This is a genomic window from Cohnella panacarvi Gsoil 349, assembly GCF_000515335.1.
Lineage (GTDB): Bacteria > Bacillota > Bacilli > Paenibacillales > Paenibacillaceae > Cohnella > Cohnella panacarvi.
The window spans coordinates 661,888-677,180 of sequence record NZ_KI911563.1 but is presented as its reverse complement, the minus strand read 5'-3'; the positions used below and the strand labels follow the sequence as shown (position 1 = coordinate 677,180).

The 15,293-nt window shown below is 57.2% G+C and carries 12 protein-coding genes; all 12 read left to right on the top strand.

Annotated features, from left to right (window positions below; all coding sequences use genetic code 11):
* The first annotated feature begins 14 nt into the window (after positions 1-14).
* On the top strand, positions 15-1,001 hold the full coding sequence (locus COHPA_RS0103125; RefSeq protein WP_027084741.1) for a CobW family GTP-binding protein: 987 nt from the start codon (positions 15-17) through the stop codon (positions 999-1,001).
* Between the two features lie 6 nt (positions 1,002-1,007).
* Entirely contained in the window at positions 1,008-1,445 is a 438-nt protein-coding gene (locus COHPA_RS25925; protein WP_027084740.1) for a GNAT family N-acetyltransferase, read from the top strand.
* 127 nt (positions 1,446-1,572) lie between these two features.
* On the top strand, positions 1,573-3,528 hold the full coding sequence (locus COHPA_RS0103115; protein ID WP_027084739.1) for a stalk domain-containing protein: 1,956 nt from the start codon (positions 1,573-1,575) through the stop codon (positions 3,526-3,528).
* Between the two features lie 86 nt (positions 3,529-3,614).
* A complete protein-coding gene (locus tag COHPA_RS0103110; protein ID WP_027084738.1) occupies positions 3,615-4,763 on the top strand; it encodes a metallophosphoesterase in 1,149 nt (382 codons plus the stop codon).
* Between the two features lie 153 nt (positions 4,764-4,916).
* Positions 4,917-5,888 (top strand): class II fructose-bisphosphatase, encoded by a 972-nt coding sequence (gene glpX, locus COHPA_RS0103105; protein WP_027084737.1) that lies wholly within the window; start codon positions 4,917-4,919, stop codon positions 5,886-5,888.
* A gap of 608 nt (positions 5,889-6,496) precedes the next feature.
* Positions 6,497-8,566, top strand: a complete 2,070-nt coding sequence (locus tag COHPA_RS0103100) for a bifunctional rhamnulose-1-phosphate aldolase/short-chain dehydrogenase (RefSeq protein ID WP_027084736.1) — start codon at positions 6,497-6,499, stop codon at positions 8,564-8,566.
* A 55-nt stretch (positions 8,567-8,621) separates the two neighbouring features.
* Positions 8,622-9,890 carry an L-rhamnose isomerase gene (rhaA, locus tag COHPA_RS0103095; RefSeq protein ID WP_027084735.1) on the top strand — a complete coding sequence of 423 codons (1,269 nt, stop codon included), beginning with the start codon at positions 8,622-8,624 and terminating at the stop codon, positions 9,888-9,890.
* A gap of 29 nt (positions 9,891-9,919) precedes the next feature.
* Positions 9,920-11,392 carry a rhamnulokinase gene (locus tag COHPA_RS0103090; protein ID WP_027084734.1) on the top strand — a complete coding sequence of 491 codons (1,473 nt, stop codon included), beginning with the start codon at positions 9,920-9,922 and terminating at the stop codon, positions 11,390-11,392.
* A gap of 18 nt (positions 11,393-11,410) precedes the next feature.
* Positions 11,411-12,178, top strand: a complete 768-nt coding sequence (locus COHPA_RS0103085) for a DeoR/GlpR family DNA-binding transcription regulator (RefSeq protein WP_027084733.1) — start codon at positions 11,411-11,413, stop codon at positions 12,176-12,178.
* A gap of 97 nt (positions 12,179-12,275) precedes the next feature.
* Positions 12,276-13,004: a (Fe-S)-binding protein gene (locus COHPA_RS0103080; protein WP_027084732.1), complete on the top strand. Its 729-nt coding sequence runs from the start codon at positions 12,276-12,278 to the stop codon at positions 13,002-13,004.
* Entirely contained in the window at positions 13,001-14,527 is a 1,527-nt protein-coding gene (locus tag COHPA_RS0103075; protein ID WP_027084731.1) for a LutB/LldF family L-lactate oxidation iron-sulfur protein, read from the top strand. The genes COHPA_RS0103080 and COHPA_RS0103075 overlap by 4 nt, the downstream gene beginning before the upstream one ends.
* Positions 14,520-15,278, top strand: a complete 759-nt coding sequence (locus COHPA_RS0103070; protein ID WP_027084730.1) for a LutC/YkgG family protein — start codon at positions 14,520-14,522, stop codon at positions 15,276-15,278. Before COHPA_RS0103075 ends, COHPA_RS0103070 begins: the two co-directional genes overlap by 8 nt.
* Positions 15,279-15,293: the final 15 nt, after the last annotated feature.

Sequence of the window (15,293 nt, the reverse complement as noted above, 5' to 3'; positions counted from 1 at the left end):
AGAAGGAGCTATTCATGAACGAGAACATCGTGCCGGTATCGATTCTGACCGGATTCCTAGGCAGCGGCAAAACGACGCTGCTCAATAAACTCGTCTCGGACGCGAAGGAGCGGGGACTCAAAATCGCCGTTCTCCTGAACGAAGTCGGCGAAGCGAACGTGGAAGCCGAGTTAATCGGCGGAGACGTTCCGATGGCGGAAATGCTCGGCGGCTGCATCTGTTGCCAGCTCAAAGGCGATGTCGCCATGGAGCTCGTGCGCATCGTGCGGGAACACCGGCCGGACGTCGTCTGGATCGAGTCTACGGGCATCGCGCAGCCGCTCGACATTATGGACGGCGTTGCCGAAGCCTCGTTGTACGAGCGCGCGGCGCTTCGCGACATCGTTACCGTCGTGGACGCCCGCCATCTGCTGGATCGCGTCCGCGTCGGCGCGGGCCGAACGCTGAGACTGATGGTCGATCAAATACGCGCGGCGAGCGTGCTCGTCTTGAACAAGACGGATTTAATCGGTCCCGCGGAGCAAGAGGAGCTATTAGAAGCGCTGAAGGATTGGAACGCCAACGCTCCCGTCATTCCAGCGGTTAGGGCGGACGTCGACGCCAAGCTTCTCTATAGCGGCGAGGACCGGGTTCGCCATAGCGAGATAGACGAAGCGCATACGTGCGATGAGCATTGTTCGCATGGTCGCCATTTCCGCGAGCACTCGCACGACCATGTCAACGCTTTAACGTACTATCTGAGCAAGCCGATCGACAGCAGGGCGTTCGAGGCTTTGCTCGCGGGGCTGCCCGAAGGCGTATACCGGGCCAAAGGAATCGTTACTTTCTCGGATACGACGGGTCAGTTCCTGTTCCAATACGCGTACAAGGCAACCGACTTTATGCGAATTACGCCGCAGAAGCCGGTCCATGACGTGGCTGTCTTTATCGGGGAAGGCTTCGCGGAGAGCGAATTGATCAAACAACTGGATCAGCTTGTACATCATGAAGAGAAGGCGTGAAGCGAGATGAAAGTGATGCGAATAACGACAGAAGAGATGCTTCGCCGAGCGCTTGCGATTCGAATGACCGTATTCGTGGACGAGCAAGGGGTACCTGCCGACTTGGAGAAGGACGAGTACGACGCGACTCCGGAAGCGGGAAGACATCATCTGCTTACCGTGGACGGACAAGCCATTGCGACCGGCCGTTGGAAAACGTACGAGCCCGGCGTCGCCAAAATGCAAAGAATCGCGGTATTGAAGTCCTACAGAGGCAGGGGATACGGTTCTAAGCTGCTGGAATCGATGGAAGACGACGCGAAAGCGAGCGGCTACCATTCTTCGCTGCTCGACGCTCAGTGTTCCGCCGAAGCTTTCTATCGGAAGCTAGGATACGACACGGTGTCGGACGAACCTTTCCTGGACGCGGGAATATTGCACGTACGGATGCTCAAAAAGCTGTAATCGCTCCGGTACGAGCGCCGGGGCTTTTTAGCGCGGCCATTTCGTCGAATCTCGCAACTTTGCGACGAATAAACGCGTTAATAGAGTTAACTTCAATGACAAAAGACAAACATGACGGGGACTAAGCATGAACCATATCATTCGAAAAGTTACGCTAGCCGTACTCATCCTACTTATGGCGCCCGCGCCGATTTTCGCCGAACCAAGCCCTACGGGACAAGAACTAATCATTTTGAAGCGCGGAACGAATGTCATCATCCATAATGGCGTTAAAGTCGCGGCAGCTCAGCCGCTCGTCGTCAAGAAAGGCGTGACCTACATTGCCGCGAAGTCGATCGCCAAGGAGCTGTACGGCACGATTACGTACGAAGCGGCATCCAAGCAGTATATTATTCAGCAGGACGCGACCAAGCTCGGCTTCGTTGTCAACGATCGCCATTATCGGTTGAACGGAGTGAAGAAGACCGGTATCGGAGCTCCATACTTAGAAAAAGGGACATTAATGGTTCCGCTGAAAACGGTGGCGAACAGCTTCGGCATCGAGTTGACCGACGTTCCTTCCGCGAAGCGGATCGAGTTGAATTGGAGCATGAAGCCGGTAGCCAAGTTCAGCGTGTCGGACACGAATCCTTACGCGACGCAGACGGAAATCGCCTATAAGGACGAAGCATTCCATCCTCGGGGCTACGCGATCGTGGAAGAAAAGTGGGAGAATCAATACGCGATATTCGATAAGCAAGGCAGCTATACGGTCACCCGTCGCGTGAAGGACGAGAAAGGCGTGTGGAGCGATCCTTATTCGGTCGTTGTTAACGTGAAACCGCCGAACGAGCCGCCGACAGCCATGTTCGCCCTGTTGAAGGGTGCCTACAAGATCGGCGAGTATATCGCGTATTCGGATCGCTCTACGGACGATGAGAACGCGATCGCCAGCCGAGCGTGGACGAACAAGCAGGACGGCTTTTTCCAGCCGGGCGAAAAGACGATTACGCTTCGCGTAACGGATGTTCACGGCGCGACGAGCGAATACTCCAAGACGATTACGATCTTGGACGAAATCGCGTACACGAAGACGGAATTCGACCTGCTGCATACGCCGATCGGCGCTAAACTAACGCTGGACGGAGCAGGCGTGCTTGAGTATAGAATGCTCGATTATCGCTTTACCGATGGAAGTCAATCCACGCTTGTCGTCGACGATAGCCCGGAATCTATCGTAGAGGAAGGGATTTATTACGAGGCGGATCATTTGTCCGGCTACGTCAGGTTTCTCGTGCACAAACAGAATAAACGTTCGACGCCGGCGAAAATTTACGTGATCGCGACGAATACGAGCGCAGCAACCGCTAACGTCACGATGGGTCCGATCGGCATCGGCGGTCCTCATCGGTATGTGTACGTTGCGGGCAAAGCGTCTGTCGGCAAATATTTGGAAGCCAGGAAGTCCGGTCAATCATCGCTTCTTACGATCCCGGCGGGCGAGAGCCGCATTGTATTCCCGGAAATTAGCGCTAAAACGCTTGAGCCGGGACAGGTGTTCTCGAGTTACGCGGACTTGAATTCCGACCAACCGATAAAACTGCGGTTCGTTGCCGTCGACGCTGGCAAGGACGTATTCTCGTCGTTGCCGTCGCTTGCCGTCATGCAGGCGAACGGACATATCCGAGGAACGTTCGAACGAGCTTTCAGAACGATTGAAGTAGATGAACCGCTAGGGGACCAAAGAGCTAGAATGTTATTCGGAGACAACATGATCGATCCTTGGCTGAAGGGAGTCGATCAGGTGGGAGGTTATTCGACATACGACGACGGCAATTACGGCGTCGTCTATTCGATCCGGCTGAATCACGTCCTGCCGAATACGGTGATCGCGATCAATCCGCGAGGCGGGTTTTACGCGGGAGCGTTCGATGTCAACGGCAAAGTGATCTATACGACGACGAATACGGTACTGAACAATTCCAACGAGGCTTCGGTGCTTCATCGGACGGGACTTGACCCGGAGACGGTGACGATTACTTTCACGCCGGCGCCGGGCAGCAATCTGCCTATTAATCTACTATTTCTTCCGATAAAAGAGTAACCGAATACGAGAACTGACGCTTATCTGTGCTATAATATTTGCAGATTATGGTTGCTAAATGATAAATGGCAGGGAGCACGCGGCCGATGGCTTTTCATCCTCGTTTTATCGTCATTTTGTCGCTTGTATTATCGGCATTCGCCGCGTTGAATCTGTTTATCGGATGGAATGCGACGGAATGGTTGGATGCAACGGATTTGCCGTATTCTCCCGGATGGTTCTGGTCGGTTTTGTTCGTGATCGCCTTCGCTTACGTCGTTGCGAGGTTCAAGCTGCCTAAGGCGCTAGCGCCCATCGGACGTCTGCTCAAAATCGTCGGTTCGTACTATATTTTTCTGTTCGAGATGGCCGTAATCTTTGCTTTGGTCGCCGATGTTGCGGGTCTCGCGGTTTATGCGGCAGGCGCCAACGTCGATGCGTACGTCAAGGGTGCAGGCGCCGTCGTTATCGTCCTGTTCGTCCTGCTGCTCGCGGTCGGTACGCGCAACGCGTTCTCGCCGGTCGTTCGCCAGTACGAGCTCGAGATCGACAAAGCAGGCGGCGCGGCGAAGTCGTGGACGATCGCGGTCGCTTCGGACATCCATCTCGGCAACGTGATCGGCAATCGCCATTTGCGAAAGCTGGTCGAAAGAGTAGATGCGATGAACCCGGATTTGATCTTGCTTCCCGGCGACGTGATCGACGATTCGATCGAGCCGTTCCTGCGCAACGACATGAGCAAGACGCTCGGAAGGCTTCGGGCAAAGCATGGCGTGTACGCCGTGCTGGGCAACCATGAGTATTACGGCGGCCATATTCCCGAATATATCGAGGAAATGAGCAAGGTCGGCATACGCGTCATACAGGACGAGACGGAGGAAATCGCCGATTCGCTCTATATCGTCGGCCGCAAGGACAAGACGGCCGAATCGCCGCGGCTCGGAGGACGTAAGGCGGTTGCCGAGCTCGTAGAGGGATTGGACCATACGAAGCCGATCATCCTGCTGGACCACCAGCCGACGATGTTCCAGCAAGCCGCCGACGCCGGGGTGGATCTCATGTTGAGCGGGCATACGCATCGCGGGCAATTCGCGCCGAACCATTGGATCACGAGAAGGGTTTTCGAGCTGGATTGGGGCTATATGCGCAAACATGCGATGCACGTGATCGTCTCCTCGGGCTTCGGGTTATGGGGGCCGCCGATCCGCGTCGGAAGCAGGTCTGAAATCATCCAAGTGACTTTGAACTTCAAATAAATGGAAGAATCTCTCGGCAAAGCACCGGGGGATTTTTTTGTTGTTCGCTCTTAATTAGACACATTAAATAAGGCGAAAATCATTTATATATTGTGTCATAAATAAATATATGATATACAATAAAGATATTAGCGATCCGAATGGGGGATTCTCATGGAGAGGGAATTGGCTTTGGAAATCGTTCGCGTAACCGAGCTGGCGGCACTGGCTTCCGCGCCATGGATGGGCAGAGGGGATAAGATCAACGCGGACGGAGCCGCGACGAATGCGATGCGCAGAATGTTCGATTCGGTCGAAATCCGCGGGGAAGTCGTCATCGGGGAAGGGGAGATGGACGAGGCTCCGATGCTGTATATCGGCGAACGTCTCGGCAACGGCAATGGTCCGGACGTCGACGTTGCTGTCGATCCGCTTGAAGGGACGGAGATCGTGGCGAGAGGATTGAACAACGCGATGTCCGTCATTGCCGTCGCAAGCAAAGGTAACCTGCTTCACGCTCCGGACATGTATATGGAGAAGCTCGCGGTCGGACCCGCGCTCGTCGGCAGGCTGAAGCTCACCGATCCGTTAGAGCTTACGCTTGCGCGGGCAGCGGAAATATTGGATAAGCAGGTGCCCGAACTGACCGTTATGATCCTGGATCGGATCAGGCACGAATCGGTCGTGAAGACGCTGAGGAAAGCCGGGGTAAGGATTAAATTCCTGTCCGACGGCGACGTGGCAGGGGCGATGGCGCCCGCGTTCGCGGAAACCGGCATCGATCTGTACGTCGGTTCGGGGGGAGCGCCGGAAGGGGTGCTCGCCGCCGCCGCTCTGAAATGCCTGGGCGGGGAAATCCAAGGCCGGCTCATGCCGTCCGACGCGAGGGAATACGCCAGATGCATTCGAATGGGCATCGAGGATCCGTACAAAGTGCTTACGATGGAGGATATGGTCGGCAGCGACGACGTTATATTCGTCGCGACGGGCGTCACGCCGGGCGAATTTCTCGGCGGCGTGCGCTACCTGCAGGGCGATCGCGCGGAGACGCACTCGATCGTCATGCGCGCGAAGACGCGCACGATTCGCCGCATCACGGCGTTGCATTACTTGCCGAATAAGGCTCTGCTGCAGCAGTCGGTGTAAGGCGCGGTCTAATGCCAGTTCCGCTTAGGCGGGACTGGTTTTTTATGTTCGATTTTTCATGCAAACTATCCGTACTAAACAATCTCATATGACACTTTGTACGGTATTTCATGTAAATAATCAGCACCGTACAACCTCATAAGACTTTTGAACGGATTTATCACAGGTAATCGCCACTGAGGTGGAAAGAAAGACCTGCAATGATGCAGTTTGCGAGCTTGGTAAATCGCGTTAAATGACCCTTCCTGCAAGTATACAGTCATTACGCGGTGATGACATCAATCTGGTGTTGTACGAAACGAATTACCCGCACTCTTACAGCTATTGTTAGCTTGATTGCGCATTTAGCGCAATTTACCTGCGCATTTGCAGGACTCGGCAATCTGAACGCAAAAAAGCCCCGAACAAGTCGGGGCTGGTGAAATACGTGTGATTACGATTACTCCAATTACCGTGTTGGTAACTCTACCGCTGCAAGCCCATGCTTGAAGCGGAAGGATACAAATCTTTATTTGCGCCCGATTTCTTTATTTTCAAACAAAAACAAATATGATAGACTGAAACCAATCAATTTCAATCATAAACAAACACATTCGGAGGGACATATCGTGGTACAAAGCTCGTGGGAATCATCGAAAGCATCGCAATTGCAATCCGGACTGGAGCAGCTCGTCTATCGATCGAACATCATCGGTGCGGATCGCCGCGTCTGCAACTGGGGCGGCGGCAACACGTCGACGAAGACGATCGAGAAGGATTTTCGCGGCCGCGACGTCGAAGTGATGTACGTCAAAGGCTCCGGCTCCGACCTCGCGTCGATGAAAGCCGGCAATTTCACGGGCTTGCGAATGGACGATATCCGTCCGCTGTTCGAGAAACCGGAAATGTCCGACGAGGACATGGTCGCCTACCTCGCGAACTGCATGATCGACGCGAAGCATCCCCGCGCCTCGATCGAGACGTTGCTGCATGCGTTCCTGCCGTTCAAGCACGTGGATCACACGCATCCGGACGCGATCATCAGCCTTTGCTGCGCGGATAACGGCAAAGCGCTCGCGCGGGAAATGTTCGGCGACCGATTCGTCTGGGTGCCTTACATCCGCCCGGGCTTCGCGCTATCCAAGATGATCGCCGAAAGCGTCCTCGCCAACCCGAAAGCCGAACTCGTACTGATGGAGAAACACGGTCTCGTCACGTGGGGCGATACGAGCGAGCAATGCTACGCGCAGACGATTCGAATCATTAGCGAAGCGGAGGCGTTCATCGAGGCTCGAGTAAACGAAGCGAAGCTGTTCGGCGGTCAGAAGCACGCTGCGCTCCCTGCGGACATTCGCAGAAGCATCGTCTCGCAAGTGATGCCGACGCTGCGCGGCGCGGTGAGCGACGCGAAGAAAATGATCCTGTCGTTCGACGACGCGGACGACGTATTACAATTCGTCGGTGGCGATGATTCCGCGAAGCTTTCCCAAGTCGGCGCTGCTTGCCCGGACCACCTCGTACACACGAAGGTCGTTCCGCTGTTCATCGACTGGACGCCGAACGCCGATGACGTCGAAGGCCTTAAGCAGAAGCTGAAAGAAGGCGTCGCCGCATACAAAGAAGACTACAAAGCCTACTTCGCGCGCAATAAGAACGAAGGCGACGTCATGTTCGAAGCCGCGCCGCGCGTCATCCTTATTCCTGGCGTCGGCATGATCAATACCGGCAAAAGCTGGGCGATGTCGCAAGTAAGCGGCGCGCTGTACCACCGCGCGATCGCGGTTATGCGCGGAGCTACGGCGCTCGGTCATTTCGTGTCGCTGAGCGAGAACGAATCCTACAACGTCGAATATTGGCCGCTGGAGCTTTACAAGCTTTCCCTTGCTCCGCCGGAGGCCGAGTTCAGCCGCAAAGTCGCCTTCATTACCGGCGGCGCAGGCGGCATCGGGAGCGAGACGGCTCGTCGCCTCGTATCGGAAGGCGCGCACGTCGTGCTGGCCGACCTGAACCTTGAAGGAGCGCAGAAAGTCGCTGCGGAGATCAACGCCAAGTACGGCGAGAACCGCGCGCTTGCCGTAAAGATGGACGTCACGAGCGAAGAAGCGGTGCAAGCGGCTTACTCGGAAACCGCGCTCGTCTACGGCGGCGTCGACATCATCGTCAACAACGCGGGTCTCGCCACGTCCAGTCCGTTCGACGAGACGTCGCTCAAGGAATGGAACCTGAACATGAACGTGCTCGGCACCGGCTACTTCCTCGTCGCCCGCGAAGCGTTCAAGCTGATGAAGCAGCAAGCGATCGGCGGCAACATGGTATTCATCGGCTCCAAAAACTCCGTCTACGCCGGCAAGAACGCGACGGCGTACAGTGCGGCTAAAGCGCTGGAAGCGCACCTCGCCCGTTGCATCGCGGCGGAAGGCGGCGAATTCGGCATTCGCGTCAATACGATTCTCCCGGACGCGATTCTGCAAGGTTCGGCGATCTGGAACGGCAACTGGCGTAACGAACGTGCCGCCGCCTACGGGATTGAGCCGGATCAATTGGAAGAGTATTATCGGAAGCGGACGACGTTGCTCGTTAACATTTTTCCTAAAGACATCGCTGAAGGCATCGCGTTCTTCGCTTCTTCGAAAGCAGACAAAACGACGGGCTGCATGCTGACGATCGACGGCGGCGTGCCTGCGGCGTTCACCCGATAATAGCAAAGGGTCGTCGTTTATCCGATTCAACAGAACCGACACGGGGGTAAGGCGCATGTCCGACAATCAACAATTGAAGGCGAATTACGATGCCGCCAAGGCGCAATACGCGAAACACGGCATCGACGTGGAGCAAGTACTGGCCAAGCTCCACGCGATTAAGATATCGATGCACTGCTGGCAAGGCGACGACGTGCGCGGATTCCTGAACCGGGACCAGGATTTGACCGGCGGCATCTCCGTCACCGGCAACTATCCTGGCGCGGCGCGCACGCCGGAGGAGCTTCGCGCGGACCTGGAGAAGGCGTTCTCGCTCATTCCCGGCAAACATAAAGTGAACCTGCACGCGATATACGCCGATACGGACGACAAAGTAGAGATCGATCGGCTTGAGCCGAAGCATTATGAGAAGTGGGTCGCATGGGCGAAAGAGCAGGGGCTCGGGCTGGACTTCAATCCGACGTGCTTCTCGCATGAAAAGTCGAGGGACGGGCTGACGCTCAGCCATCCGGATGACGAAATCCGCGGCTTCTGGATTCGGCATTGCCAAGCTTCCCGCCGCATCGGCGCGTACTTCGGCGAGCAGTTGGGACAAACCTGCGTGACGAACGTCTGGATTCCGGACGGCTACAAGGACGTTCCGGCAGACCGGCTAAGCCCGCGCAAGCGTCTGAAAGCCGCGCTCGACGAAGTGTTCTCGGAGGAGCTGAATCCGGCGCACAACCTGGACGCCGTGGAAAGCAAGCTGTTCGGCCTCGGCTCGGAAGCCTTCGTCGTCGGTTCCCATGAGTTCTATATGGGCTACGGCGTTCGGAACGATAAGCTGATCTGCCTGGACGCCGGCCATTTCCATCCGACGGAAGTGATCTCGAACAAGCTGAGCTCGCTGTCGTTGTTCACGAGCGGCATACTGCTGCACGTCAGCCGTCCGATGCGCTGGGACAGCGACCACGTCGTCGTGCTCGACGACGAGCTGCTCGAGATCGGCAGGGAGCTCGTTCGCGGCGAATTGCTCGACATTACGCATATCGGCCTCGACTTCTTCGATGCGAGCATTAACCGCGTAGCGGCATGGGTTATCGGCACGCGCAACACGATCAAAGCGCTGCTTCGCGCGATGCTCGAACCGATCGAAGCGCTCAAGCAAGCGGAGCGCGATGGCGACTATACGACGCGTCTGGCGTTAACCGAGGAATTTAAATCGTATCCGTTCGGAGCGGTATGGGACTACTATTGCGCCACGCAAGGCGTCCCGGTTCGCGAAGAATGGTTGGCAGAGGTCAAAGCCTACGAACGCGAAGTGCTTTCGAAACGCGGCAATTAATGCGCGAGAGGGGGATGCAAGTGTCCAGCATGATCGCATTCGACCTGGGGGCGAGCAGCGGCAGGGCGCTGCTCGGCCGCTTGAACGAAGGCAAGATCGAAGTCGAAGAATTGCACCGCTTCCCCAACGATCCGGTACAGGTAGGCGACCGTCTGCACTGGGACATTCTGCGGCTGTATCACGAGATCAAGCAAGGGCTGCTGAAAGCGAAGCATCAAGGCGTGACGCCTGCGAGCATCGGCATCGATTCCTGGGCGGTCGATTTCGGCTTCATCGGCCGGAGCGGCGAACTGCTCGCCAACCCGTACCACTATCGCGACCGGCATACGGAAGGCGCGATGGAGAGCTTGTTGACTCGCGTTCCCGCTAACGTTATTTTCGGGCGCACGGGCATTCAATTTCTGCCATTCAACACGATTTTCCAGCTATACGCGCTCAAGACGGCACACTCTCCATTGCTCCAAGAAGGCAGCCGGATGCTCATGATCCCGGACTTGCTTCGCTACTTTCTAACCGGGCAAATGCACAACGAGTTCACGAACGCGACGACGACGCAGCTATACAATCCGGTGTCGGACCGTTGGGACGCGGAATTGTTGAAGCTGCTCGATCTCCCGGCGTCTTGGTTCGGCGGCGCGCCACTTAAACCCGGCGACCATGCCGGCGTATTGCGGGCTTCAGTGTGCGAGGAACTCGGCGTCGGGCCGATACCCGTGACTGCGGTCGCGGAGCACGATACGGGCTCGGCGGTCGTGGCTGTGCCCGCGTTGGAGCGATCTTTCGCTTATTTAAGCTGCGGTACTTGGTCGTTAATGGGCACGGAAGTCGACATGCCGGTCATAGGCGAGATGACGCAAAAGCTGAACTTCACGAACGAAGGCGGCGCGTACGGCACGTTCCGATTGCTCAAGAACATTATGGGCCTTTGGATTTTGCAGGAATGCAGGCGGGAGTGGGAACGGGAAGGGCACGCGTACTCGTTCTCCGAGCTTGTGCTCATGGCAGAGAAAGCGGAAGCGTTCCAGGCGTTCATCGAGCCGGACGACGAGACGTTCCTGCCGCCTGGCGACATGCCGTCGCGAATCGCGGACTATTGCCGGAGAACGGGTCAACAGCTTCCTCGGACGCACTCGCAAATCGTACGGTGCATTATGGAAAGTCTCGCGTTAAAATATCGGTATGTATTGCGAATGACGGAACGGCTGTCGGGGCACCGGTTCAACGGGTTGCATATGGTTGGCGGCGGTATTCAGAATACGCTGCTCTGCCAATGGACGGCGAACGCGATCGGCAAACCGGTATGGGCCGGTCCGGCGGAAGGCAGCGCGATCGGCAACCTTGCGGTCCAGTGGATCGCTCAAGGCGCGTTCGCGGACATTTGGGAAGCGCGGCGGGCGATTCGGGATTCGTTCCCGGTCGCGACTTACGAGCCGCAGGACGGACCGACTTGGAGCGAGGCGTACGATCGGTTCGTTGCGGTTACGAAATTAGCGCACGATTAAACGAGGGAGAGAGACGGAATGCTAGTCGCGGAACGCTACGAGAAAATCGTCGGGATAGTTAATGAGAGAGGCAGCATTCGGGTATCCGAGCTTAGCGAGCTGTGCCGGGTAACGGAGGAGACGATCCGTCGCGACCTGGATAAGCTCGAACAGGGCGGGCGCCTGCGCCGATCCCACGGCGGGGCGGTCAGCGTCAAGGACGGTCAGCTTCTGCATGCCGAGATTCCATACGCGGAGCGCGAGATTACGCACGCGGAAGAGAAGCGGCGCATCGCGCAAGAGGCGATCAAGCTGATCTCGCCGGGCGAGCGGATACTGCTCGATGCGAGCACGACCGCTTGGTACATGGCGGGCAGCGTTCCCGACGTGAAGCTGACCGTGCTCACGAACTCGATCAAGGTCGCGACCGAGCTGAGCGGCAAAGAGAAGATCGAAGTGATCGCTTCCGGCGGCATCGTCGCGCATCGGTCGCTGTCGTTCGTCGGTCCGCTTGCGGAACGCTCGCTCGACGCGTATTACGTCGATAAAGTATTCCTTTCTTGCAAAGGCGTCCACTTGGACCGGGGCATCAGCGAATCGAACGAGCTGCAGGCACGCATCAAGGAGAAAATGATCGGCCGCGCGGAACAGGTGATCCTGCTCGCGGATTCGAGCAAGTTCGGCGTGCAGGCGTTCACGCACGTCGCCGGGATCGATCAAGTCGACGTTGTCATCACCGACCGCAAAGTCGCCAAAGAGACGGTCGACCAGTTGGAAGCCCGCGGTATTCAAGTCATCATGGCTTAAATGAGTCGTATCCCCGTGCTGTCCTGAGCAACGGGGATATGGTAACCTTAACTTGTCTGACAACCTGATCTATTTCATTCGGTGAAGAGGTGTCCCCATGAAGGTGAGCTTGTTCATTACGTGCCTAAGCGACGCGCTTTTCCCGCGAGTCGGGGAGGCGATCGTGCGGCTGCTCGCGAAGCGCGGCGTTAAGGTCGATTTTCCGCCCGCCCAGACGTGTTGCGGCCAGCCTGCGTTCAACAGCGGCTATTGGAACGAAGCCCGCGCTTCGGCGAAGACGATTATCGAGGCGTTCGAGGACAGCGACTTCGTAATATCGCCGTCCGGATCCTGCACGGGCATGATTCAACATTATCCGAAACTGTTCGAGAACGATCCGGTCATGCATGCGAGAGCGATCGGCCTTCAGCGCAAATCTTACGAGTTTACGCAATTTCTCGTGAATGTGCTCGACGTGACCGATGTCGGCGCGTCGTTCCCTTATAAAGTCACGTATCACCCGTCCTGCCACGGCAGCCGCTTGCTTGGCGTTAAAGATGAGCCGATGGCGCTAATGCAAGCGGTCAAAGGACTGGAGTTCGTGCCGCTGCCGTTCGCGGAAGACTGCTGCGGGTTCGGAGGCACGTTCGCGGTGAAAATGGCGGACATCTCCGGCGCGATGGTGACCGAGAAAGCGGATCATGTCAAAGAGACGGAAGCGCAGGTGCTCGTCGGCCTTGATCTGGCTTGCCTCATGAATATCGCGGGCAATTTGCGTTATCGCGGCGAGCCGGTTCGCGTCATGCATCTCGCCGAGCTTCTATATGAGGGGGTGGCTGGCGCATGAGCGGTCACGGGCAAGGTACCGCACCCGCAACGGTCAAAGACAGAGCGGACTTGGCGCTGAACGACGAATTTCTTCGCAAGGCGGTCAAGTTTACGACGGAGAGGCTTCGCGCGGGGAAAAAGAACGCCGCGGAGGACCACGGCAATTGGGACGATTGGCGGGAGAGAGGCAGACAAATCCGGCTGCATACGATCGCCAACCTCGACTATTACTTGAACCTGTTCGCGGATAACGCGAGAGCGAACGGCGTGCACGTGCATTTTGCCGATACGGCCGCGGAGGCGGTAAAGCTTTCGCTGGATATCGCGCGGCATGCGCAAGCGAAGACGGTAGTCAAATCGAAGTCGATGGTTACCGAGGAGCTGCATCTGAATCAAGCCCTGGCGACGATCGGCGTGGAGGCGATCGAGACGGACCTCGGCGAATATATTATCCAGCTCGCGAACGAGACGCCTTCGCACATTATCATTCCGGCCATTCATAAGAACCGCTATCAAATCGCGGAATTGCTATCGAAGGAAGCGGGCGAGACGCTCGCGCCGGACACGCAAATTCTGGCGGGTTTCGTGCGCAAGAAGCTGCGCGAGAAGTTTCTCGAAGCGGACATCGGCATGACCGGCTGCAACTTCGCGATCGCGGAGACAGGCTCGATGGTGCTGTTCGAGAACGAAGGCAACGCGCGCATGGTAACGACCGTGCCGAAGACGCAAATTACGCTCATGGGCATGGAGCGCATCATTCCGTCGTGGGAAGACCTCGAAGTGATGGCGACGCTGCTGCCGCGTTCGGCGACCGGCCAGAAGCTTACCGTCTATATGTCCGGCATTACGGGACCGAAGCGAGCGGCGGACGCCGACGGACCGGAAGAGATGCACATCGTCATCGTCGACAACGGACGTTCGCTTCAACTAGGCGATCCCGAGTTCCAGGAGCTCTTGAACTGCATTCGCTGCGGCGCGTGCTTGAACGCTTGCCCGGTATATCGCCATATCGGCGGCCATGCGTACGGCGGCACGTATAGCGGACCGATCGGCGCGGTGCTAACCCCGGCGCTGAAGAAGAACGTCGCCGAGTGGGACGATATCGCGAACGCGTCCAGCTTGTGCGGCGCGTGCTACGAGGCGTGTCCGGTCAAGATTCCGCTGCACGAGATGCTGATCTATCTCCGCCGCCGCAAAGTCGAAGCCGGGGAGGGCAAGCTGCTAGAGGGACTCGGCATGAAAGGTTTTGCATCGATCATGAAAAACGCCGGCCGTTTCAAGACGGTGCTGAAGCTCGGCAAACTCGGGCAAAAGCTCGTCGCGCGGGGCGGCGAAATTCGGTTGAAAGCGGGTCCGCTCAAGGGCTGGAACAGCTATAGGATTACGCCGAGCTTGCCGAAGCAGTCGTTCCGCGATAAGTGGAAGACGCTCGAGGAAGAGATTCGCCACGGCTTGCAGGAGCTGGATCCGGCGGCGAAAGCGCGTATGGAAGCGCTCGTGAAAGAGCGGGAGCAAGAGGGAGGAGGACATGGACATGGCTGATCGGACGCACACGCGCACGCAATCGCTCTTGCTGTCGCATCAAGAGTGGCTCGCACAGCTTGCCGAGGAGTCGCTTGCGAAGCAGAAGACGTTCATCGACGGCATCTCCTCGAAGCTAAGGCGGCCTCGCGCGCATACGCCTCCGCAGCATCCGTACCGCGGCGCTCCGGACTTCTGGCGGACGTTCGAATGGAGCGAGCAGGAGCGGATCGAGCGTTTTACGGACCATTTCAAGAGCGCGGGCGGTCACGTCGTTAGACTTTCGAACATGGATGCGGTTAAGCAGTTCATTACCGAGAAAGCGACCGAACTAAGCGCGAAATATATCGTCAGGCAAAATCAGCAGGAACTGGATGATCTCGGACTGGAAAAGGCGCTGCCGGACGCCCGGGTGTCGACTTGGAACAGCGATGCCGCGGAAGCTTGGAAAGCGCGGGCCGCGGAAGCCGATATCGGCGTCGTCGTTGCGGACTGCGCTGCGGCGTACACCGGCTCGATTACCGTGATGTCCTCTAAGGATAAGGGGCGGTCCGTCAGCTTGCTGCCGACCGTCCTGCTGGCGATCATCCCGGTAGAGAGATTAAAGACGCGATTAGGCGAAGTGTTAATCCGCTTCGACGAGGCGGGACGCGAGAACTTGCCCGCGGGCATTCACTTCATATCCGGGCCAAGCCGCTCGGCGGACATCGAGAACGACTTGACGATCGGCGTTCACGGACCGGGCATCGTGTATGCGCTGATCGTCGGATAAGCCGGATATTCGGCG